This window comes from Streptomyces alboniger (genome assembly GCF_008704395.1).
Lineage (GTDB): Bacteria > Actinomycetota > Actinomycetes > Streptomycetales > Streptomycetaceae > Streptomyces > Streptomyces alboniger.
In genome coordinates this window covers 4,242,891-4,262,841 of the sequence record NZ_CP023695.1, presented here as the reverse complement: position 1 = coordinate 4,262,841, position 19,951 = coordinate 4,242,891, and the positions used below count along the sequence as shown (strand labels likewise).

The following is a 19,951-nucleotide window of genomic DNA, read 5'->3' as shown; positions in this document are numbered from 1 at the left end:
TTCCGTCCTTCGTACGGGAAAGGAATGGGTCGGGGACTCAGCGGTGTCGACGCCGGGGCGGGCTGTACGCCCAGCCGCGATGCCGCAGGAACAGCTCGCTGGCCTGGCCGCAGTACGACCAGGGGACTTGCGTGGCGTACGGGCCGATCGCGTCAAAGACCTCCAGGGCCTCGTGGTGCCGATTCGCGAACGACAAGGCGTGGGCGAGGTAGTTGGCGTCATCGGCGAAGCAGGCGTGCGAACGCGGGGCGCGGTAGCGCCACCACCGCTCCAGCACCGGATCAATCTGCGGGCACTCGACCCAGGGGTGGATCGTCAGCCCGTACGCCTTCTGGTCCCGCTCCTGGCGCGAGCGGTGTGCTTCTGCCAAGACGACCAGGGGCAGCACGGCGATCGGCAGCCCCTGGGGAGCGATGGATGCCTGCTCCTCGGCCCACCACGCTGCCTCTCCCTGGGCGCCGTGATGGCGTGGGAAGAGGTAGGTGACGACCTCGTGGTGCGCTTCGCGGTTCCACGGGTCGCGCTGCTTGATCTCCTCCCACACGCGGCCGAGCGTGTCCCGGTCGGGGGTGTGGGTTCGCAGCAGCGCGAGCATGACGACCAGCGGCGCCACGTCCTGGGGCCACGCGTCCAGAGCGGTGTGGCAGGTGGACCAGGCTTCCTCCATCAAGGTTCGTCCGGCACTGCGCCCGGCGATCATCGCGCGTAGGGCCTGCACGTTCGCGAGGAGAGCGAGGGCGTGCGGAGAGCGGGGCTCGGCCTTGGCCCAGGTGTCGGCGAACCTGAGCCGCGCCCCCGCTTCGGCAAGGATCTGAAGGCGGAAGATCCTCCGGTCCCAGTCCGGGCCCGTCGCGGCCAGCAGATCCCGGGCGCCCTCCCACCGGCCCATCGCCGCGTCCTCCACTACCGGCCGTAGCGCCGCGTCATCGCGAGCCGGATGCTGGTCGAGCGGAGGGCTGCGGTCGTGGCCGTGTCGCGCCGTCAACGGACCCGCCAGGACATCCGCGGGTCGTCGTAAGCGAACCCGAGCGACGTATACAGCGGCTCACCCTCCGGGCTGGAGGCGAGGCTGATGCGCTTGCAGCCGCTTACGGTCATCCAGTCCATGAGCGCTGTTACCACGGCCCGCGCATAGCCGCGCCTGCGGAACTCCGGATCGGTTGCGACGGTGCTGATGTCGCCGTTGAACGGCTTGCCGCTATCTGGGCCCGGAAGCCTGGGCAGAAGAAGCCCCATCGCGCTGGCCGCCATGCGGCCCGGTTCGGCGGCGACCACGAACGCTGCAGCCGTGTCCTGGTCGCGGAGCATGGCGGCGATGGCCTCCTGGCACTCCTCGACCCATGGCCCGTCCGGTACCGCCCTCGGCCTGGTCCAAGGCACAGCCGGGCAGGTCAGCGAAAGCTGGCGCAGGCGGGCCAGCTCCCCGGCATCGGCGACTACCGCCCGTCGTACGGGCACGCTCACAACAGATCCTCCTGATCACGAGTGTGTTCTTGATTGCGGCGGTGCCCGCGAGGTCCGTATCCTGCTCGGCAACGCGATGACGGAGACGAGTAGCCACGGATCACGCGAGCAGAGAGAGCCGCCGGAAGCTGGGAAGGCGGTCTCGCGCCCCGAGGCGAAGACCCTCCTGAGCGCGGGGAGGAACGACCACGTCGTGGTCCAATGCCCCGCCGGTCGGCCCCCGTGATCGGGCCCGAATGAGGCCGCCACCTGGTGGCGGCGAAAGTGCGGTGGTACCGCGAGTTCCCTTCTCGCCCGCACTCCCAAGGGATCATGACGATGTCCTTCGGAGGACCGCAATGATCCACAGCCGCGTACACGTCTCTGACCTGCGAGAACACGTCGGCCGTACCGTTTCCGTCTGCGGGTGGGTGAACACCCTCCGCCTGCAGCGCAAGATGCAATTCGTCATCGTGCGAGACAGCACCGGCATGGTGCAGGTGACCCACAAGCGCGACGACGGCCCCCTGGAAGCCGAGCTCGAAGCCCTCACTCCCGAGTCCGTCGTCCGTATCACCGGCCGTGTCGTCGACGCAGCCCAGGTCAACCTCGGCGGTCTGGAGATCGTCCCCGAGACGGTCGAGGTCCTGAACCGGGCCGCCACGCCACTGCCGATCGACGAGCACACCGGTCTGGAGCAGCGCCTGGACTGGCGTTTCCTGGACGTGCGCCGCCGACCCTCCGCCCAGCTGCTGTTCGCCGTACAGACCACCCTGGAGCAGGGCATGCGCGAGTACGCCTATGCGCAGGGCGCCACGGAGATGCACACCCCCAAGCTCATGGGCACCGCCTCGGAGTCCGGCGCGGAGGTCTTCAAGCTCGGCTACTTCGACCGCAGCGCCTACCTGGCGCAGTCGCCCCAGTTCTACAAGCAGATGGCGATCTCGGCCGGCATCGACAAGGTCTTCGAGATCGGGCCGGTCTTCCGCGCCGAGCCGTCGTTCACCTCCCGGCACGCCACCGAGTTCACCGGCGTCGACGTGGAGCTGGCCTGGATCGACGGCGTCGAGGACGTGATGGCGTTCGAGGAGCAGATGCTCGCCCACACCATCGGCAAGGTCGCCGACACGCACGGTGAGGCGATCCGCGAGCACTTCGGCGTCGAGGTCACCGTCCCCAACACGCCCTTCCCCCGCATCACCATGGCCGAGGCGCACGAGATCCTGCGCAAGGGCGGCTGGGACCCCCAGGGGGTCAAGGAGGACCTGGACCCGGAGGGCGAGCGGAGCATCTCGGCTCACATCAAGGAAGCCACCGGGCACGAGTTCGTGTTCATCACGCACTACCCGATCGGCATCCGGCCCTTCTACCACATGCGGCAGGCCGACGACCCGAGCGTGACCTTGAGCTTCGACCTGCTGTGGAAGGGGCTGGAGGTCACCACCGGCGCCCAGCGTGAGCACCGCTACGACGTGCTGCTGAAGCAGGCCGCCGAGAAGAGCATGAGCACGGAGCCGCTGCAGGACTACCTGAACGCGTTCCGCTACGGGTGCCCGCCGCACGGCGGGCTCGGTATGGGCCTGGGGCGGGTGCTGATGGTGATGCTCGGCCTGGACTCGATCCGCGAGGCCACCTTCCTCTTCCGCGGCCCGAACCGCCTCACGCCGTAACCGGCAGTGGGCTGCGTCCCACGGCACGGGCGAGTGCCTCGTGCCGTGGGACGCAGTCTCAGTAGCGGACCTTGCGCAGATCATGTGCCCACGCCTCGTGGGGGTTCTTGTCCCAATAGGCCCGCAGCGCCAACTCCCGTTCGGAGAAGTTGCCTTGGTGGCACAGGCCGCCGTGGGAGAGGGTGACGCTCATGGCGAGCGTCGACTCGGTGGTGACCCAGTGGGGCGTCAGAGCATGGCTCCACAGCTGGTCACCGGGCCTCATGGTGACCGACTGGCGGTCGGCGGGATCGTGGGCGGGCGGGTCCTCTCCGCTGGTCTCGCCGATGACCGCCGCCTCGGCCGACAGGTGCTGGTCGGGGTTGAGGTAGCTGTGGAAGGTCTTGGTGCCGTAGACCTGCCAGGCCAGGCCGTGGGAGTTGTCGTTGTGGTAGGTCGAGGCGGCACCCTCGGTGGACAGGAACAGGATCGGCGCCAGCCGCTGCCAGGTGAATCCCCGGTCGGACAGATGGCTGCGCCAGGGGATCATTACCTCCTCCTGGAAACCGTTCAGGAGGTCGTCGTAGAAGCGGCTGAGATTGAAGTGCACCAGCCGGAACGGCCAGGCGACGATCTCCTCGATCGGCGCCGTACGGAAAGCGGCTGTGCGGTCCATGCGCACCTGCCAGTCGTCGTCCCCGAGGATCGTGAACCGGACCTCTTCGTCCTTGCGGAGGTGGTCGAGGACATCGATGGCCGGCAGGAACGTGTAGTCGAACGGGACCTCCAGTGGGAAGTTCGGCGGTTTCCTCCACCGGAGTGCGAAGTCGTCGGGCGTCGTGATCGTCATAGAGCGGTCCATGGAGTCGGGATGCGTCGAGTCGGCCTCACACCGCAGCGCACGACGCACTGTCGTCGGCACAGGTGCTGGCGGAGCGGCAGATGGCGGCGCAGTCCGGGGTCACCCGGTCCTGCGCCGGAGCGGTCAGGAACTCTCTGATCGCGGCCCGGGGAGCGTGGGCACTGACCGATGCCTGGCCGTAGGGGCAGCGCCGGATGTCGCCGTCCGCGGAGACGTACGCGGCCGCTGAGCGGCATGACCACCGCTCACCCCCGTCCGTGGGGAATTGCAGGTCCCCCAGCTCGTCGAGGTAGGCCCGGTATCGGTCGGACAGATTGAAGTGGTCGCTCAGTACGTCGGCGTCGAGCCGCTGCTGCACCAGGTAGTCCTGGACCGACTTGCCATCGCGGCGCAGGGCGCGCTCGTCGAGGACGACGGGACTGAACTGGACCTCCACCCCTGCCTCGGACACGAGGGCGGCCAGGTTCTGGCACTCCTCGTCGCGCAGGCCCCAGCAGGTGACGTGCAGGATCTTCGTCTCGGTGCTGATGGCTCGCAGCGTGTCGAGGCCGGAGACCGCGGTGCGGGTGGTGCGGCCCAGCAGCATCGCTCCCTGCGAGTCGGCGGAGACGGTCACATTGGCCAGCAGGTGCGCCACCTGGGAGAGAGCAATGACCTCCGCCACGGTGCGGGCCGAGGTCACCATCGACACCGCCATGCCGAACTGGCGAGCCAGCCGTACGAGCTGCCGGAGCTGCGGGTGGTGGGTCGGTTCGCCACCGCTCAGGCACACCCCTTCCACGCCCGCTTCCTTCAGCCGCGACAGGGTGCGGGTGTAGGTCGCGGTATCCAGGAGGCCGTGGGCGCGGTCGGCCCGGAAGCAGAACCCGCAGGCCACCTTGCAGTGCCCGGCCGTGGAGATCAACGCGGTACGGACGCGGGTACTCATTGCACCCCCGTGTTGTCCCACACCGCGATCTCCACGGTGCTCGTATAGAACGCGCACATCTCCGGATCCGGCGTGCCGCCGCCGACGAGGGCCTGCTCGTTACGGGACGGGCCGCCGCAGATGCCAAGCGCCGGGCAGTCGCCGCACTCGGGGATCGGCGCGACCTTCTTCGCCACGCCAGCCAGGAGACTGGGATCGGCGCGGAGCTCGGCGAGGGTGTGCAGGAACGACGGCTCGGTGAAGTTGATGTCACACAGGCTGACGCGGTTGCCGGGCAGCAGGGCCGCGTTCAGGCTGCGGTCGCCCTGCATGTGGTCGAAGAGCATCGGCCGGCGGGTGTCGAGTGCCTGGAAGGCGCGGTCCAGGACGGAGAACAGCATCCCGCCCCGCCCCAGGGCGGCCACGCGGGCCTCGTACAACTCCCGGGCCAGGTCGGCGCCGTTGACCCGCCAGCGGCCCGCGGTGGGGATGGGCGTGTTGACGTAGATGAACTTCAGCCCGAGATCGTCGATGATCCACCGGACGGTCTCGGCGAGACGTCCGATGTTCGCGGCCGTCGGGGTGAGGTTGCAGCCCACATGCAGGCCGTCTGCCTCGACGAACCGGGCGACGTTGCGGCGGATCCGGTCGTCGGCGGGCTGGCCGCCGAGCAGCAGGCGATTGGCCGAGTTGATGCCCGGAGGGCCGTCGATGGAGATGCCGACCCCGTACTTGTACGCGACGAAGTGGTCGAGTGCCTCGTCCGTCAGCCGGGCACCGTTGGTGACGACCGTGCGCCGCACCCTGCGCACGTCGTAGCGGTCGGCGAGAGTATCGGCGAGCTGATCGCCGTAGCGCATGAGGTCGAAGCGGATGGTCGGCTCGCCACCGAACCACTGGATGGAGACCTCGTCCTGTCCAGCGTTCTGCTCGAACAGGAACTCCAGCCCCTCCGTCAGCTCTTCCTTCGTCATGTCCGGCTTGCCGGTGTTCGTGTCGACGAAGCAGTACGTGCAGGCCATGTTGCAGCGGTCGGTGAGGACGACGCGCAGGCCGCTGATGCGGCGAGGGGCGGCGTCGAGGCCGAGGAGTCGAAGGCGATGGTTGAGTGCTTCGCGCCGGTCGGCCGAGGGGCCGTCGGGGGTGAAGCCGAGCCCAGCGAGGGCTTCGTGAGTCGCGGTCGGGGGGACCCCGGCGAGGTCGTGGACCTCGCCGGAGTCGATGAACACACTGTCCAGGCCGACCGGGTCGAGGAGAACCGCTTCCCCATCCCGCTCGTACTGGAAGTACTTCCCCCACAACATCCGGGGGACGGCCATGGTGGTCAGGCCGCCGCTTCCTCTTCGACGATCCCGAGCTCGCCCATGACCGCACGGACCTTCTCGGTGGCGGCGGCCTGGAGCTTCGCGGAGGCAGCCGGGGAGCCGCCGTCGGCGAGGACGATCACACCGGGCAGCGTCGGGTTCGGCGCGATGACCGTGATGCCGGCCGGGTCGGTGCTGATGACCATGACCGCGTCCTTCAGCTCGACCCAGTCGGTCTGCTCCTTGAGCGCCTCGATGATGAGGCCCTGCTTCTCCTGGAAGGAGGCGCGCTCGCCCATCCACACGCCCGCCTTGGACTTGGAGTCCACGACGTCCGCGTAGATGAGGTGGTCCTGCTTCTCTCGCCTGGCTTGAGGCATGGCTGATCCCTTCTCGGTGTTGGATGTGCTGGAACAACCCCTTGTGTCCGCCGGGGTCGGGCGGGTACCGCCCCACTCGGGGAGTGTGAGTGGGACGGCGCTCAGCAGCTCCGCAGTAGTCGGCCACGGTGATGCCGGCCCCATGGCCGACGGAGAACCGGGACCGCGAAGCAAGTTCTAGGGGGTGCCTTCGCGCTCCCTGCGTGCCTTGATCAGGGCGTGGTGCAGCGCATCGGGCACGATCAGGGAACGGGGCCTGCTGGGCAGCCGGTGCCAGTGCAGGCCGGGGGCGGTGGTGCGGTCCGCTTGCGGGACCACGACGTGACAGGTCAGACCCAGCGCGACCGTTCCCGGTTCCTCCCAGCGCGCCGCGGTACCAACCGGCGTCAGGAAGTACATCCGCGGCTCACGGCCGCCGTCGTCGAGGATCACAGGCCCCGTCGGCAGTCCCTGCTCCTCGACGAGCGCCACGGCCCGGCGCCCCACATGTTCAGGCGCGCGGATGGCATCCCACCAGGTACCGGCGGGACACAGCTCCGGCTCGCTGCCGGTCGGCATCCACCTCGGCAGCCGTGCGGTCGGGATCGCGTCCGACATAGGAATGGCCCCCTCACAACTGGGTGTGAGAGGACCATTCCATTCGCAAGGCAGGTGTGCGCGGACAAACTGTCCGCACCCAGATCACGCCAACTCCCGTTGAGAGAAGGCGCGTTGTGCTACGCGACGCCTGCCCAGGTACCGAACGCCGACAACTCAGCGGACGGGTGCGTGTCCATACGCAGCAGCGAGCCGAGCGTTTCACGTACGGATGGGTGGAATCGGGTGTGGTTCGGGGCGATCTTCCTCGACCGCTTCAGCTCGGCGAACGCGCCGCTTCGATCGCCCAGCGCCAGGCGCGCGGAGGCGACATCGATGTGGTGGTGGCTGGATCGCTCGCCGACCGTCGAGGCAGGCGGCACCCATCCGGCTCCCCCCTGGCCCCATTCGTCGAGTCGGGCGAGGGCCTGCTCGCTGTCCCCGGTGTCGATCAGTGCATGCACCGTGTGGATCTTGATGTTGGTCGGCCCGAAGCTCATCTCGTAGGCGAGGCTGTCCCGGTTGCCCGCCATACGCGCGACCTGCTCGGCCTCCGCCAGGAGGTCTTCGGCCCCGTCGGGATTGTTCTCCCGCGACTCCACCACCGCGAGCTTCAGCAACAGCGCCCCGTCGACCGCCAACGCGTCATCGGTGTACGAACGCTCCGGCTGGAGCCGCTCCAGCTCCCCGCGCAGCCCCCTGAGCTTGCGGCGAGCCGACTCGGTCGCGCCCTGGCGGAGCATCGACCCCGCGACCAGGAAACCAGCCGTGACCTGCATGAGCGGATCACCGGTTCGGTCAGCGGCCCACCGGATCCTCTCCAGCGCCGTGTTGCCCAGGTCGTGGTGCCCCATCTTGTGGGCCAGACTGTTGACGGCCCGGTAGGCACGGGCCAGGTGCCAGAACGCCTTCTGCTGTTCCTCACCGCGCGACCCGAGCGCTACGTGGGTCAGCTCGGTGATCACCGGGGGCAGCAACGGCCCCATCGGCACGTACCGCGCGTCACGCCGCAGGGCCGCGATCTGGTCCACCTCGGAAGCCAGAACAGGCAGCGCACGCGGGCGGGTCTCCAACTCGTCGGGAGTGTCGAAGCACAGCAGGATGCGCCGCAGTTCCGGGATGACGGTGTGCACCCCGTCCTCGGCCTCCGGATCCCCGTAGTACGGCTGGCCGGTCAGCACCTCCGGGCCGAAATGCAGCGCCCGCGCCAGGGCCGATATCAGACTCGGCGTCGCCTTCCGGGCGCCGGACTCCAACTTCTGAAGCAGGCTGACGGAGACCGCGACCCGCTGGGCGAGCTGCGCGGCGGACAGCCCGCGCGTCTTGCGTGCCACCCGGAGACGGTCCCCCAGCATCAAGCTCTCACCCACGTCGAGATCCCCTCGCTGATCGGAGCAATGTGGCCAGAGTACGGACTGCGAGCCGTGCCCAGAAGGCCCGTTGCTGAGAGTTAACGCATCGGCCGACCTGGGGATCGGCGGGCGTGCCCCAAGAGAAGCGAGTACAACTGTCGACGCCTTCACCAAGGTCGGCGAGAGTGCGTATGCCATGGGCAGGTTCAAGCCAACCCCGGATTCTTCGCCCTCGCGCTCCATTACCATCAGCCCTGGACAGGGACTTGGAGCGCACGTCAGAACCAGAGGTGCGGCTGGGTTTCCCTGCCCGTCAGGGGGTGCTCGCTCACTCGGTTCCGCTGGTTCTCGGGACAGCCGCACACCGAGAAGCAGCAGGGAGCGGGAGCAGGGCTGGAACTGCGCATGACGTACGACATCGCGGCCCCCGAACCTGCGGGCATGGTCGCCTCTCTCAGCTCCCTCGGGTACTCCCTGCCCGCAGCCGTCGCGGACTTGGTGGACAACAGCCTCTCTGCGCACGCGACGGACATCGACGTCGAGTTCACCTGGGCAGGACGGGACTCGTGGATCGCCGTCGTCGACGACGGCGGCGGTATGAACGCGGAGGAGCTCGTCACCGCCATGACCGTGGCCGCGCGTGGACCGGCTACGCAGCGGAGCACCACAGATCTGGGTCGTTTCGGGGTCGGCCTCAAGTCGGCGTCGTTCTCCCAGGCGAGACAGCTCACCGTGTCCACCGCGACCTCCGGTGCGTGGCACACACGGACCTGGGATCTCGACGTCGTCGAGAAGTCCGGCCAGTGGCGCCTGCTGCGCGGCGCGGACGAGACGACCACCGCTCTGCTGGACAGGATCCGCGGCACGTCGGATCACGGCACCATCGTGTTGTGGCGGAGACTCAACGGCTACCACGTCGACGACGTGACGGTGGACGACGAGCGGACCCAGAAGCAGTTCTACGCGGAGAGACACCGAGTGAGGTCACACCTCGCCATGGTCTTCGCCCGTTTCCTCGTCGGAAGCCGTCGCCGCACCTTGCAGGTCTCCGGGAGCCCCGTCGAACCGTGGGACCCCTTCCTGACGGGACACCCCTCCGTGCAGTCACTTCCGGTCGAGCAGCTCCCACTCGGAGCAGGAACCGTGCGTGTGGAGGCATTCGTCCTGCCGAGTGCCCAGCGGCTCACCCCAGCCGAGTACGAATCTGCCGGAGGGCCACGTGGCTGGCTCGACCAGCAGGGGTTCTACGTCTACCGCCGGGACCGTCTGATCCTCGCCGGGGACTGGCTCGGACAGCGCGGCATACGCCGCGAGGAGAAGTACAACCAGGCCCGCATCGCCGTCGACATCCCGGCCGAGACCGATGTCGAGTGGGGCGTCGACGTCCGCAAGTCGAGCGTCGTCCCTCCCGTCGGCCTGCGACCCCACCTCCAGCGCATCGCCAAGCGGACCCGGAGACAGGCTGCCGACGTGTTGCGCTACCGCGGGCAGATCGCGGCACGGACACATGGCGATCCCCTGCTGTACGCCTGGAACGTCCGCCGTACCGACGATCGGGTCAGCTGCCGGATCAACCGTGGCCACCCCTTGGTCAGAGCGGCACTGCGACCCGGCGGTGGCAGCGCGGACGACGTACGCGCGCTGATCCGCCTGCTGGAGGAGACCGTTCCCGTCACCGCGCTGCGCGTGATGCACGAGACGGACACCAGCGACGACCCCGAACCCTTCGGAGGGGCTGGGTTCGCCGACGCGGAGGCCACGGAGATCGCCCACCGGGTGTACGAGTCGCTGGTCTCCGACGGGCGTTCACCTGCCGCGGCCCGGGAGCGACTGAGATCCATGCCGCCCTTCGACCAACTGCAGGGTTTCTGGAGCACCTGAGCTTGTTGTCAGTGGCCGCCCCTACGCTGCTCGATACCGTCAACTTCCAGTCGGAGGACCGCTGTGAGCCCCACTCCCGAGGAGTCGACCGACTCCCTCGCCAAGGCCAGGCGCCTGGTACTCGCCCTGCTCTCCCAGGACCGACAGCCGACTCCCGATGAAGTGCAGAACGCGGTCACCGTCATCTTCGGGATGCTGGCCGGGCAGGGCGAAGTCCTCGACCGGGAGCGACTGGCCAAGGAGATCGAGGCCATGACCGCCGTCTTCCAGGAGGGCTCCTCCGGCCTGGAGAGCGACAGAGGGCACGAGCAGTGGTTGCCCGAGGCCAAGAACGACCGGGACTGGGACTTCTGGGAGCGATACCGGCGCTACCTCGAGGACGTCCGCAACCTCCCCCCGGTCGTCGTACGTCGCCTCGACCAGAGCACGGACGACGTCCTGAGCCAGCTGGAGGACCCTCGCCGCCCGGGATCCTGGCGTCGCACGGGTCTCGTGATCGGGCAGGTCCAGTCGGGCAAGACGGGCCAGTACATCGGGCTCGCCGCGAAGGCCGTCGATGCGGGGTACCAGTTCGTGGTGATCCTCGCCGGCATCCACAACGACCTCCGGAGCCAGACGCAGCTGCGGGTCGACGAGGGCCTCCTCGGGTTCGACACCCAGCACCAGCAGCGGTCCAACCAGAACGGGAAGTCCCGCCTCATGGGAGCCGGGAGAATGCCCGGTGCGCGGAGACTGGACATCGCGTCACCGACCAACAGCTCCGAGAAGGGCGACTTCGGTCGGCAGGCGGCGAACGCAGTCAACTTCCCGCTCGGCCGTTTCCCCGTGGTCCTCGTCGTCAAGAAGCACTGGAAGATCCTCGAGTACCTGCGTACGTGGGTGACGGAGGTCCAGGGCACGGAGGACGAGAGGGGTAGCAAGGTCGTACGTGACATCCCGCTGTTCGTCATCGACGACGAGGCGGACAACGCCTCCGTCAACACCAAGCGCGACCCCGAAGCGGACCCGACCAGGACCAACGGTGCGATCCGCGACCTCATGAAGAGCTTCGAGAAGGCGGCGTACGTCGGGTACACGGCCACGCCGTTCGCCAACATCTACATCGACCCGGACGCCGAGCACGCCTCCCTCGGCTCGGACCTCTTCCCTGAGAGCTTCATCCGTACCCTTCCCTCACCGACCAACTACCTCGGCCCTGAACGGGTCTTCGGGCTCCAGGTCGACAACGACGACGAGGAAGGCGTCCTGCCGCTCCCGCTCGTGCGTCCTGTGGACGACGGCGAGACCTGGGTGCCGACCAAGCACAAGTCGGACTTCGAACCCTCCGACGACCTTCCGCGGTCCCTTCACGAGGCCATCGCTTCGTTCGTGCTCGCATGTGCTGCCCGCAGGGCACGGGGGCAGACGAAGGTCCACAACTCCATGCTCGTCCACCTCAGCCGTTTCAACCTGGCACAGGCGGCCATGAGAGACCAGGTCTACGACCACCTGCGCCTCCTCGTGGACTCACTCAGCGACCGATACGGGCAGGCCCAAGCACGCATGGCCAGCTTCCAGGACCTCTGGGAGCGGGACTTCGTACCCACCACTGACCATTTCCCTGCCGACGAGGCCGAGCGGGTGACCTGGAAGGAGGTGTCCCGGCAGCTCATGCCGGCCCTGCGCAAGATCGTGGTAAAGACGGTGAACGGTGCCTCGCGTGACGCGCTCGACTACTACGAGCACCGCAGGAACGGCCTCTCGGTCATCGCGATAGGAGGCCAGAAGCTCTCCCGAGGTCTCACCCTGGAAGGGCTGACCGTCAGCTACTACCTGCGCAACACCACCACCTACGACAGTCTGCTCCAGATGGGCCGGTGGTTCGGATACCGCCCAGGCTACGAGGACCTCTGCCGCCTCTACACCACCCCCAAGCTCCAGGCCAGGTACGTCGAGGTGACCTCTGCGACCGACGAACTGCGCCGTGAGGTCGAGGAGATGGCCGCCCTCGACCTCACACCGAGGAGCTTCGGGCTGAAGGTACGTGCCTCTTCGCTCGGTCTCGCGATCACGGCCGCGAACAAGATGCGCCAGGGCACGAAGGTCATGCTGAGCTACTCGGGCGAAGGTCCGGAGACGGTGCTCTTCGACCTGGCCCAGCGGACCGTCGAGCACAACCTGAAGGCGCTCGGCGACTTCGTCCAGAGGCTTGACGGGGTCACTGAGGCCGAGACCGCGAAGACGCCGGGCGGCAACGTGAGGTGGAACGGAGTCCCCTCCGACGCTGTCGTCGAGTTCCTCTCCCGCTACGAGACCGAACGTACGGCGCAGAGGGTCCGCCCCCGGTTCATCGCGAAGTACATCGAGCAGTGTGTAGCCGTGGGAGAACTTCCCCAGTGGACGGTGATCCTTGTCGGCAAGACCACCGCGAAGGACCCCCAGGACGTCGCCGGACACGCCGTCGGACCCGTGACGCGCACAGCCATCAACCCGGGTTTCGAGGCTGAGGGGCGGTACACGATCCGTCGTGTGCTCAGCCCCCCTGACGAGTACCTCGACCTCGACAAACCCCAGAAGGAAGCCGCCCTCGACGCGACGCGGAAGGCAGCAGAGAAGAACAAGAAGGAGAAGGTTCCCCAGAACCCCTCCGGCGAGCTCCTGCGCTGGCAGCGCAGGCCCGACCAGGCGCTGCTGCTGATCTACCTGATCGAGCGGCCCGCGTCCGCGGACGGGGTGGCGCAACCGCCTCTGGTGGGCTTCAAGGTGAGCTTCCCCCGCTCCCAGCACCAGTCAGACACCACGTACGTCGTCAACAGCATCTGGCAGCAGGAGGGCCTCGACACCTACGACGAGGAGGACTCGGAGTGACCGTAACCGAGGACGAATGGCGTGAACTGGAGACGCCCCAGGGCACGACAGGGCGGTCCCGCCTCCGTCTGCACCCTGACGCACCGCTGGACGTCTTCCTGTCCGTCTCCCACCCGGGCCACCAGCGCATGCTGGTTCTCCGGGCCGACGCACGCGCCGCGGACCACATCGTCCGCTCGGTGGGCCGGCTTCCGCGGGCGGCAGGGCTGGAGATGAACCTGAGCGCCGTGTCACGGGTCGAGTACGAACTCCAGGTGGTCCTGACCTCCAACGAGCTTCGTGAGGTCTTCAACCCGCTTGTCGACGACGTCGCTGACACGGTGCGGGCCGCGCCCGCAGCCGACGCGGCACTGACCGCTGCCGTGGACCGGTTCGGGAGGTGGCAGGACCTGCTGCGGGCGGTCGGCACCGACGGTCTGAGGCCGGAGGAGCGCCGGGGGCTGGCCGGCGAGCTCCTGGTCCTCAGGGAGCACGTCCTGCCCCCGCTCGCCCAGACCGACGCCGTCGACTCCTGGACCGGGCCCGCGGGGGCCGACCAGGACTTCCAGCTTCCCGCTGTGGCCATCGAGGCCAAGTCGAGCACCGCGAAGCGTCCTCGGAGTATCCGCATCGCCAGCGAGCGGCAGCTGGACGCCACCGGGGTGCCCACGCTCCTCCTGGCACTCGTGATGCTCGACGAGCGGCGCGGCGGATCAGGCGAGAGCCTGAACAGGCTGGTCGACCGTATACGGGAACAGCTCACCAGCCCTGCCGCCCGGACCATGTTCGACGGCCGTCTGATCCAGGCCGGATACCTCCCGGGGCACCGTGACCTCTACGATGAGCCGCGGTACACCCTTCGTGACCTGCGCTTCTGGCACGTGCGGGACGACTTTCCGAGAATCGTCGAGGCCGATCTCCGCGAAGGCGTCGGCCACTGCACGTACCAGGTGAACACCACGGGACTTGACCAGCACCAAGCCACGGCCGACGAGGTAACCGAACTGATCAGGGGCCAGCATGCCTGAACTCGACCTGACCGAGTTCTCCCGCGACCTCGTCGCGGACGTCCAGGCGACCGCCGACGCCGAGGGGACCACCACCCCCGAGGCGTTCACACGCAGGGTGTTCGAGGACCTGGAGCAGACCGGCATCGCGTCCAACACCTTCACCGCCTACCACAAGGCCCACGGACACGAGGTGCACGGATACGGCGTCGGGGAGTCCGGCGAGTGCCTCGACCTCTTCTTCACGGACTTCCGCCTCGACCCGTCGGACGCCAAACTCACGAAGGCCCAGGCCGAGTCGTTCTTCAAACGACTCCTGACGTTCGCCCGCCGGTGCCGGGACGGACTGCAGCAGCACATCGACGAGTCCTTCGACGTGTACGACATGTGCGCCGCGGTCGAGAAGGCCCTGACCGAGGTACAGCGGATCAGGTTGTTCCTGCTCACCAACCGTGTGAGCACCTCCACCGACCTCTCTCCCGGCGAGTTCGGCGGACTCCCGGTCAGCCGTGAGGTGTGGGACCTGGCACGGCTGCACCGCCACGCGACGTCCGGCAGCATCAGCGAGCCCATCGTGGTGTCCTTCGACCCACCGCTGCCCTGCGTCTCGACCCCCAGCACGGAGCCGGACCACTCCGTGGCACTGTCGGTGATCCCCGGGCAACGGCTGGCAGAACTGTACGGAGAGCACGGCACGCGGCTGCTCGAACTGAACGTCCGTTCCTTCCTGCAGACCAGGGGCGCGGTCAACCGAGGCATCCGGGAGACACTGCTCGACGCACCCGGCAGGTTCCTGTCCTACAACAACGGCATCACGGCGACGGCGTCCCAGGTCGACTTCACACGTGGCCCGCACGGGGAGCCCACCGGGATATCCCGGGTGCACGGGCTCCAGATCGTCAACGGTGGCCAGACGACGGCCTCGCTTCACTACGCGTCGAGCCGTGACAAGGCCGACCTGTCGCACGTCATGGTGCAGATGAAGCTCACGGAGGTGTCCCCGGTACGGCTCGCCGAGATCGTTCCGAAGATCTCCCAGTACTCGAACACCCAGAATCGGGTGACACTGGTCGACTTCAGCTCGAACCACGAGTACCACGTGGCCGTTCAGAGGATCACCCGTTCCCTCTGGGCTCCTGCGACGGACGGGAGCGGCCAGGAGACGCACTGGTTCTACGAGCGTGCCCGCGGCCAGTTCACCGACGAGCTGGCCAAGGCCCGCACCCCGGCCCGGCAGCGCCACTTCAAGGCGCTCAATCCGACACGGCAGAAGTTCACGAAGGCGGACCTAGCGAAGTTCGTCCACTCCTGGAACCAGCTTCCGTACCACGTCAGCCGGGGAGCCCAGAAGAACTTCGCCGAGTTCATGCTCCGCGTCGACGAGGCACCCCCTCGAGTCGACGTCCAGTACTGCCAGCACGTGATCGCCATGGCGATCCTGTTCAAGGCGGTGGACCGCATCGCTGCCGCACACCAGGCAGGCAGCTACAAGAGCATGATCACCACTTACACCATGGCCCGGCTGTCACTCGCTGCGGACAGACGGATCGATCTCGACCAGATCTGGCGGGAACAGGCGATCTCGGAGGCCCTCGCAGAGTCGATCGACGACCTGTGCCCCCGGGTGATGGCGGTCGTGACCGCGCCTCGTGAGGGCAACCACGTGGGCGAGTGGGCCAAGAAGGCAGCCTGCTGGGATGCAGTGTCCCGAGTGCCGTGGGCTGTGCCTGGGGCGCTGCGGGCGGAGCTCCGAGACCACCCCCTGGACGAGGCGGCGCTCGCCGGCGGTACACAGGCCGACGCGGGCGCGACTGACGAGGTCTCGCTCATCTCCCCGGACGAGTGGTACGCGGTCGAACAGTGGGCGAAGGAAACGCGCAACCTCGAGCCTTGGCAGCGTCAGCTCGCCCAGTACGTCGGTCGGCGCCTCGAACTCGACCAGGAGGTTCCCGAAGTTCAGGCGGTCCAAGCCCTCCACGCCCGCAACGAGGCCCTCTCCCTGGGCTTCGTCCCCGGGCCGTAGGCAGCCCCGTGGCCCCGCTCGTCAGAGCCGCCCCCGTTCGACCAGGTCCCGCATGGCGTCCTCCGCCCGGCGGAGGACGATCCTGCCGTCCCCGTCACTGGACGCCACGAGGCCGGCGCCCGGTGCGAGACCGGCCTCGGCGAGCAGCCCTAGAGGGAGTTCGACACGACCTTGGCCGTCGATACGGAGTTCAGCTGCTTCCCGGAGCATGAGCAGAGTGTGGCACCCTCATTGCCGGGACGTCGCGGACGGGCTGGAACCACGGGGATGGCACAGAGCAGCAGCGCAGCAGGCGGAAACTGGGTCAGCACGGCGAAGGGCGAGCACCTCCGCGGACGTCGCGCACGTGACACCACGCCCGAGGTGGCCCTCCGAAGGGCCGTTCACCGGCAGGGGCTCCGGTTCCGGCTTCAGCGCAAGGTGACCCCTCGTTGCACGGCCGACTTCGTCCTGCCTCGGTACGGCGTTGCCGTGTTCGTCGACGGATGCTTCTGGCACGGGTGTCCCGTGCACGGGCCCAAGGTGTTCCGAGGCCCCAACGCCGCCCTGTGGCAGCAGAAGATCGAGATGAACAAGGAACGGGACCGTCGGAACACCGAGGCGGCGGAAGCCGCAGGATGGGCCGTTGTCCGGGTGTGGGAGTGCGAGGTCCGGAGCGACGTCGAACGGGCGGCGCTCAACGTCGCGTTGCGGTGCGCCGCTCAGGATCGCCGGTCTGGGCAGGAACCGCCGCCCGGCCGTGGGTCCCGCTCACCGCGTCACTGAACAGATCACCCGAGACCTCGTCCCTGCTGGCGCAGAACGCACTCAGAGGGCATCGTTCGCAGAGTGGCTGCCGAGCCAGGCACAGCGTGTCCCCGATCAGGCGCAGGGCAGCCATCCGCAGGGGCGCCTCCTCCCCGGCACCGACCAGCTTCACGAGGTCCACCCGTCCGTCGCTGAGCTTGTTCGTGCGATCCGATTCGCTGCCGTTGAGACGAGCGGCGACGCGGAGCGCACCCTGTCCGATCCAGAGGAGGTCGTTGTCGGTCAGCAGCTGGTAGAGACGCTGTTCACCAGGCTTCATCCCCAGGTGTCCAGGAACTTCTTCCGGCTGCTGCCACACACGTGACTTGCCCACGACCACGGACAGCCTGTCTACGCGCGCACGAGCAGCGTCGGTGGGAGCGGCCTCAAGAAGGGCTAGGAAAGCGTTCTTGGTCAGGGAGCTGCGTTCCCGGATCGTCTCGACCATTTTGTACATCTGGGCGGGCTGCACTCTGGTCCCGGACAGTATGGCCACGACCGCCGCGTGCAGAGGGGACAGCTTCGGAAGCTGGTACCACTCGTCTCCCTCGCGTTGCCGCTCCGCCCAAAGGGTCAGCTCCCTACGCACCGTGCGCCAGTGAGGCTGCAGCGCCCCCTCCGCCAGCCCCTGGTCCGTGGGCCACAGAACCTCGGCTGCGGCCTGGCCCAGCAGAGGAGGAACGGCGTTTCCGATCTGGCGGAACGCGTCACTGCGCGTTCCTGCGAACCTGAACCGGTCGGGGAACGTCTGCACCCGCGCCGCCTCGCGCACGGTCAGCGTGCGGTTCTGGTCCGGGTGGATGTACCAGTAGCCGTCCTTGGCGATGTGGGCCGTGATCGACCTGCTGAGTTCGCCCCAGCCGAGCTTCTTGTACTTGTCCGTGAAGTGCTTGACGTCGTAGCGCTGCAGCTCCGGGGAGATCTCCGAGTACAGGGTCCTGGAGTCCATCCCATCGAAGATCTCCCAGTCGTCCTTCCGGACCCGCCGGGTCATGTGGTCGAAGACGACGCCCCGTCGCGCCCACTTGCGCATGTCCGTCGCGAACGAGGAGAGTTCCGAGGGATCGGCGGAATACGCCCACTCACGGTCGCCGACCCGTTCCGTGGGCACGACAGGAAGTTCGGGCAGGTCACCGATGGCGTCCCGCAGCGTGGTGCGGTCCTCCTCCGCCAGCTCCTGCCGCCACTCGAACTTGTCCACGTCCTTCCTGGCCAGCAGGATCAGCCGCTTGCGATGCTGCGGGACTCCGTAGCGCCAGGCATCGACGAGGCGCACCTGAGTCGCGTAGCCCAACTCCTCCAGCTGCTGCTCGATCGTGCGCACCACGAAGAAGTCGTCGCCCAGCCCCATGTCGGGCACGTTCTCCATCAGGACGGCACGAGGTTCCAGCCGCCTGACCACATCAAGGTAGGCGCTCCACAGCTCCTTGCGGCGGTCGTGGGGATCCCGCCCGTGATACTCGACGAGGTTCCGGATCTTGCTGCGTCCCGCCCTGCTGAACGGCTGGCAGGGCGGGCCTCCCGCCACCAGATCGATCTTCCCCTTGGCCGGTTCCAACACCTGCTCGAGCCGGTCGCGCTCGTCGGGGTTGCCCAGGTCCATGTGCAGGCTCATGCCGGGGAAGTTCGCGGCGTGCGTCTCCAAGGCCCGTTCATCGAAGTCAACCGCGGCCGCGACTGTCCAGCCGGCGCGCTGGAGTCCGAGACTCAGCCCACCTGCTCCCGAGAAGAGGTCGACAGCGAGCCGCTTTCCGCTCCCGAATCCTTCAAGCCACTTGGCGAAGCGCTCGGGCTTACAGCTGTTCCTGTTGCGCGTGAGCTTCAGGTAGTCGCTTCGCTCAAGGGGTACGCCGTAGTGCCCACCCTGCACAGCACGCACCTCCACACCAGCGAGAACAACGAGCACCAGGAGATCACGGACGCGCTGGTGGAGGCAAGGATTCCACCATGCTGACCACGGGAGATGTCCGCGATCCGCTCGCGTCGTCCCGCCAGGCACCCCGGCGCGTCCACAGGACTTCCGGCCCTCCGCCTCGAAACGATGTTCTGGTGCGATGCCGACGCAATCTTAGAGGACAGCCGTAGCAGCGCCATACCGGACCCAGTCAGGTGCGGTATCTGGCTCAACGATCCGGCGGGTCTGAAGACACGTTCGAGCCACTGTCGACGAGCGGCACCGCTGGCAGTCACGCGTCAGGCCGCACGGCCGCGTCAGTCAGGACGCCATGAGCCGATTGTTGGCCGCCCCAGCCGAGAATCACGACAAAGGGATCCACGTCGCCAGCCTCTCCGACATGATTAGCGCATGGTTCCCGAGTTCGAGGTAGAGATCAGCCGTCACTACGAACTGGTCGAGTTACGAACCGAGTTGACCGCTGAGGATGTGGCCTCTGGATTCGTCGAGCACCACGACTACCAATGCCTCGGCCTGCCCAGCTGGCAGGAGGCCGCGGCGTGCCTCGCCGAGGAGGCCGAGATCCTTGAGCGGGCTGCCCGTTCGAGCGCGCCGGACGGCATCGAGGAGATCCTCGACGCGCTCCACGAGGAGGATGGCGTGGGGTTCGCCGAACTCATGTCGGTCTTCCACTGGAACGACATCGGAGTGGCCGGCGCGAGTCTTGCTCTCAGTGCGGCCCGGACCGCCACCTTCTACTCCTGTTCCAGCGGGCTCGATCACCGGCACCACGCCAAGTACCCGATGGTGGGCCTCGTGCCCGACGCAGAGCGCGCCACCCTGATAGCCGAACTCGCGGAACGTACCGGCTGCGGAATCGGCCAGCAGTGGGGCCGGTGGTACCTGTACGCCAGGTCGGTGACCGCCTTCCATGCCCTCGGTCAGTCGATCTTGGAGCACCGGCAAGCCTTCGACGCCCTGCCACAACCGACGTGGGTCGAAGGGCTCGAGGAAGAACTCGAGCGGGTCAACGACTGCTGAGGGAGAAGCGGCTGAACCCA

Annotated in this window: 17 protein-coding genes; 7 read left to right on the top strand and 10 right to left on the bottom strand. The window is 67.8% G+C overall.

Going from position 1 to position 19,951, the window contains the following annotated elements:
* Positions 1 to 37: 37 nt before the first annotated feature.
* A complete protein-coding gene (locus CP975_RS19000) occupies positions 38 to 889 on the bottom strand; it encodes a hypothetical protein (protein WP_055527231.1) in 852 nt (283 codons plus the stop codon).
* A 92-nt stretch (positions 890 to 981) separates the two neighbouring features.
* Positions 982 to 1,458: a GNAT family N-acetyltransferase gene (locus CP975_RS18995; RefSeq protein WP_070321133.1), complete on the bottom strand. Its 477-nt coding sequence runs from the start codon at positions 1,456 to 1,458 to the stop codon at positions 982 to 984.
* 344 nt (positions 1,459 to 1,802) lie between these two features.
* On the opposite strand from CP975_RS18995, the gene aspS reads away from it, so the two are divergent.
* Positions 1,803 to 3,113, top strand: coding sequence for an aspartate--tRNA(Asn) ligase (gene aspS, locus CP975_RS18990; protein WP_055527204.1), 1,311 nt, complete (start codon positions 1,803 to 1,805; stop codon positions 3,111 to 3,113).
* A 58-nt stretch (positions 3,114 to 3,171) separates the two neighbouring features.
* Here the strand turns inward: aspS and CP975_RS18985 are convergent, their stop codons facing one another.
* The 6 genes from CP975_RS18985 to CP975_RS18960 form a co-directional block, all read right to left on the bottom strand.
* On the bottom strand, positions 3,172 to 3,942 hold the full coding sequence (locus CP975_RS18985) for a hypothetical protein (protein ID WP_055527205.1): 771 nt from the start codon (positions 3,940 to 3,942) through the stop codon (positions 3,172 to 3,174).
* A gap of 37 nt (positions 3,943 to 3,979) precedes the next feature.
* The gene (locus CP975_RS18980; protein ID WP_055527206.1) at positions 3,980 to 4,882 is read right to left on the bottom strand and encodes a radical SAM protein; all 903 of its coding nucleotides are present in this window, start codon (positions 4,880 to 4,882) and stop codon (positions 3,980 to 3,982) included.
* Positions 4,879 to 6,180: a radical SAM protein gene (locus CP975_RS18975; RefSeq protein ID WP_055527207.1), complete on the bottom strand. Its 1,302-nt coding sequence runs from the start codon at positions 6,178 to 6,180 to the stop codon at positions 4,879 to 4,881. The genes CP975_RS18980 and CP975_RS18975 overlap by 4 nt, the downstream gene beginning before the upstream one ends.
* A 5-nt stretch (positions 6,181 to 6,185) precedes the next feature.
* Positions 6,186 to 6,545 (bottom strand): hypothetical protein, encoded by a 360-nt coding sequence (locus CP975_RS18970; RefSeq protein WP_055527208.1) that lies wholly within the window; start codon positions 6,543 to 6,545, stop codon positions 6,186 to 6,188.
* A gap of 177 nt (positions 6,546 to 6,722) precedes the next feature.
* The gene (locus CP975_RS18965) at positions 6,723 to 7,142 is read right to left on the bottom strand and encodes a hypothetical protein (protein ID WP_055527209.1); all 420 of its coding nucleotides are present in this window, start codon (positions 7,140 to 7,142) and stop codon (positions 6,723 to 6,725) included.
* A 119-nt stretch (positions 7,143 to 7,261) separates the two neighbouring features.
* Entirely contained in the window at positions 7,262 to 8,476 is a 1,215-nt protein-coding gene (locus CP975_RS18960) for a helix-turn-helix domain-containing protein (protein WP_281292906.1), read from the bottom strand.
* Positions 8,477 to 8,878: 402 nt separating this feature from the next.
* On the opposite strand from CP975_RS18960, the gene CP975_RS18955 reads away from it, so the two are divergent.
* The 4 genes from CP975_RS18955 (at position 8,879) to CP975_RS18940 (ending at position 16,210) form a co-directional block, all read left to right on the top strand.
* Positions 8,879 to 10,354 (top strand): ATP-binding protein, encoded by a 1,476-nt coding sequence (locus CP975_RS18955; RefSeq protein WP_055527212.1) that lies wholly within the window; start codon positions 8,879 to 8,881, stop codon positions 10,352 to 10,354.
* A 63-nt stretch (positions 10,355 to 10,417) separates the two neighbouring features.
* Entirely contained in the window at positions 10,418 to 13,201 is a 2,784-nt protein-coding gene (locus CP975_RS18950) for a Z1 domain-containing protein (protein ID WP_055527213.1), read from the top strand.
* Positions 13,198 to 14,208: a PD-(D/E)XK motif protein gene (locus CP975_RS18945; RefSeq protein WP_055527215.1), complete on the top strand. Its 1,011-nt coding sequence runs from the start codon at positions 13,198 to 13,200 to the stop codon at positions 14,206 to 14,208. The genes CP975_RS18950 and CP975_RS18945 overlap by 4 nt, the downstream gene beginning before the upstream one ends.
* Positions 14,201 to 16,210 (top strand): AIPR family protein, encoded by a 2,010-nt coding sequence (locus CP975_RS18940; RefSeq protein ID WP_055527217.1) that lies wholly within the window; start codon positions 14,201 to 14,203, stop codon positions 16,208 to 16,210. Before CP975_RS18945 ends, CP975_RS18940 begins: the two co-directional genes overlap by 8 nt.
* Before the next feature lie 21 nt (positions 16,211 to 16,231).
* On the opposite strand, the gene CP975_RS18935 is transcribed toward CP975_RS18940, so the two are convergent.
* The gene (locus tag CP975_RS18935; RefSeq protein ID WP_055527218.1) at positions 16,232 to 16,420 is read right to left on the bottom strand and encodes a hypothetical protein; all 189 of its coding nucleotides are present in this window, start codon (positions 16,418 to 16,420) and stop codon (positions 16,232 to 16,234) included.
* A 57-nt stretch (positions 16,421 to 16,477) separates the two neighbouring features.
* Between CP975_RS18935 and CP975_RS18930 the strand changes: the two genes are divergently transcribed.
* The gene (locus CP975_RS18930; RefSeq protein WP_150477149.1) at positions 16,478 to 16,975 is read left to right on the top strand and encodes a very short patch repair endonuclease; all 498 of its coding nucleotides are present in this window, start codon (positions 16,478 to 16,480) and stop codon (positions 16,973 to 16,975) included.
* On the opposite strand, the gene dcm is transcribed toward CP975_RS18930, so the two are convergent.
* Positions 16,887 to 18,866 carry a DNA (cytosine-5-)-methyltransferase gene (gene dcm, locus CP975_RS18925; RefSeq protein ID WP_055527220.1) on the bottom strand — a complete coding sequence of 660 codons (1,980 nt, stop codon included), beginning with the start codon at positions 18,864 to 18,866 and terminating at the stop codon, positions 16,887 to 16,889. The two genes, CP975_RS18930 and dcm, sit on opposite strands and share 89 nt — an antisense overlap.
* A 435-nt stretch (positions 18,867 to 19,301) precedes the next feature.
* On the opposite strand from dcm, the gene CP975_RS18920 reads away from it, so the two are divergent.
* On the top strand, positions 19,302 to 19,931 hold the full coding sequence (locus tag CP975_RS18920) for a hypothetical protein (RefSeq protein ID WP_055527222.1): 630 nt from the start codon (positions 19,302 to 19,304) through the stop codon (positions 19,929 to 19,931).
* Positions 19,932 to 19,951: the final 20 nt, after the last annotated feature.

Excerpts from the sequence above, each read along its gene's own strand:
- CP975_RS18960 (WP_281292906.1), bottom strand. The coding sequence starts at position 8,476 with ATGCTGGGGGACCGTCTCCGGGTGGCACGCAAGACGCGCGGGCTGTCC.
- CP975_RS18975 (WP_055527207.1), bottom strand. The coding sequence starts at position 6,180 with ATGGCCGTCCCCCGGATGTTGTGGGGGAAGTACTTCCAGTACGAGCGG.
- CP975_RS18965 (WP_055527209.1), bottom strand. The coding sequence starts at position 7,142 with ATGTCGGACGCGATCCCGACCGCACGGCTGCCGAGGTGGATGCCGACC.
- CP975_RS18955 (WP_055527212.1), top strand. The coding sequence starts at position 8,879 with ATGACGTACGACATCGCGGCCCCCGAACCTGCGGGCATGGTCGCCTCT.
- CP975_RS18930 (WP_150477149.1), top strand. The coding sequence starts at position 16,478 with ATGGCACAGAGCAGCAGCGCAGCAGGCGGAAACTGGGTCAGCACGGCG.
- CP975_RS18940 (WP_055527217.1), top strand. The coding sequence starts at position 14,201 with ATGCCTGAACTCGACCTGACCGAGTTCTCCCGCGACCTCGTCGCGGAC.
- CP975_RS18980 (WP_055527206.1), bottom strand. The coding sequence starts at position 4,882 with ATGAGTACCCGCGTCCGTACCGCGTTGATCTCCACGGCCGGGCACTGC.
- CP975_RS19000 (WP_055527231.1), bottom strand. The coding sequence starts at position 889 with ATGGGCCGGTGGGAGGGCGCCCGGGATCTGCTGGCCGCGACGGGCCCG.
- CP975_RS18920 (WP_055527222.1), top strand. The coding sequence starts at position 19,302 with ATGGTTCCCGAGTTCGAGGTAGAGATCAGCCGTCACTACGAACTGGTC.
- CP975_RS18985 (WP_055527205.1), bottom strand. The coding sequence starts at position 3,942 with ATGACGATCACGACGCCCGACGACTTCGCACTCCGGTGGAGGAAACCG.
- aspS (WP_055527204.1), top strand. The coding sequence starts at position 1,803 with ATGATCCACAGCCGCGTACACGTCTCTGACCTGCGAGAACACGTCGGC.
- CP975_RS18970 (WP_055527208.1), bottom strand. The coding sequence starts at position 6,545 with ATGCCTCAAGCCAGGCGAGAGAAGCAGGACCACCTCATCTACGCGGAC.
- CP975_RS18935 (WP_055527218.1), bottom strand. The coding sequence starts at position 16,420 with ATGCTCCGGGAAGCAGCTGAACTCCGTATCGACGGCCAAGGTCGTGTC.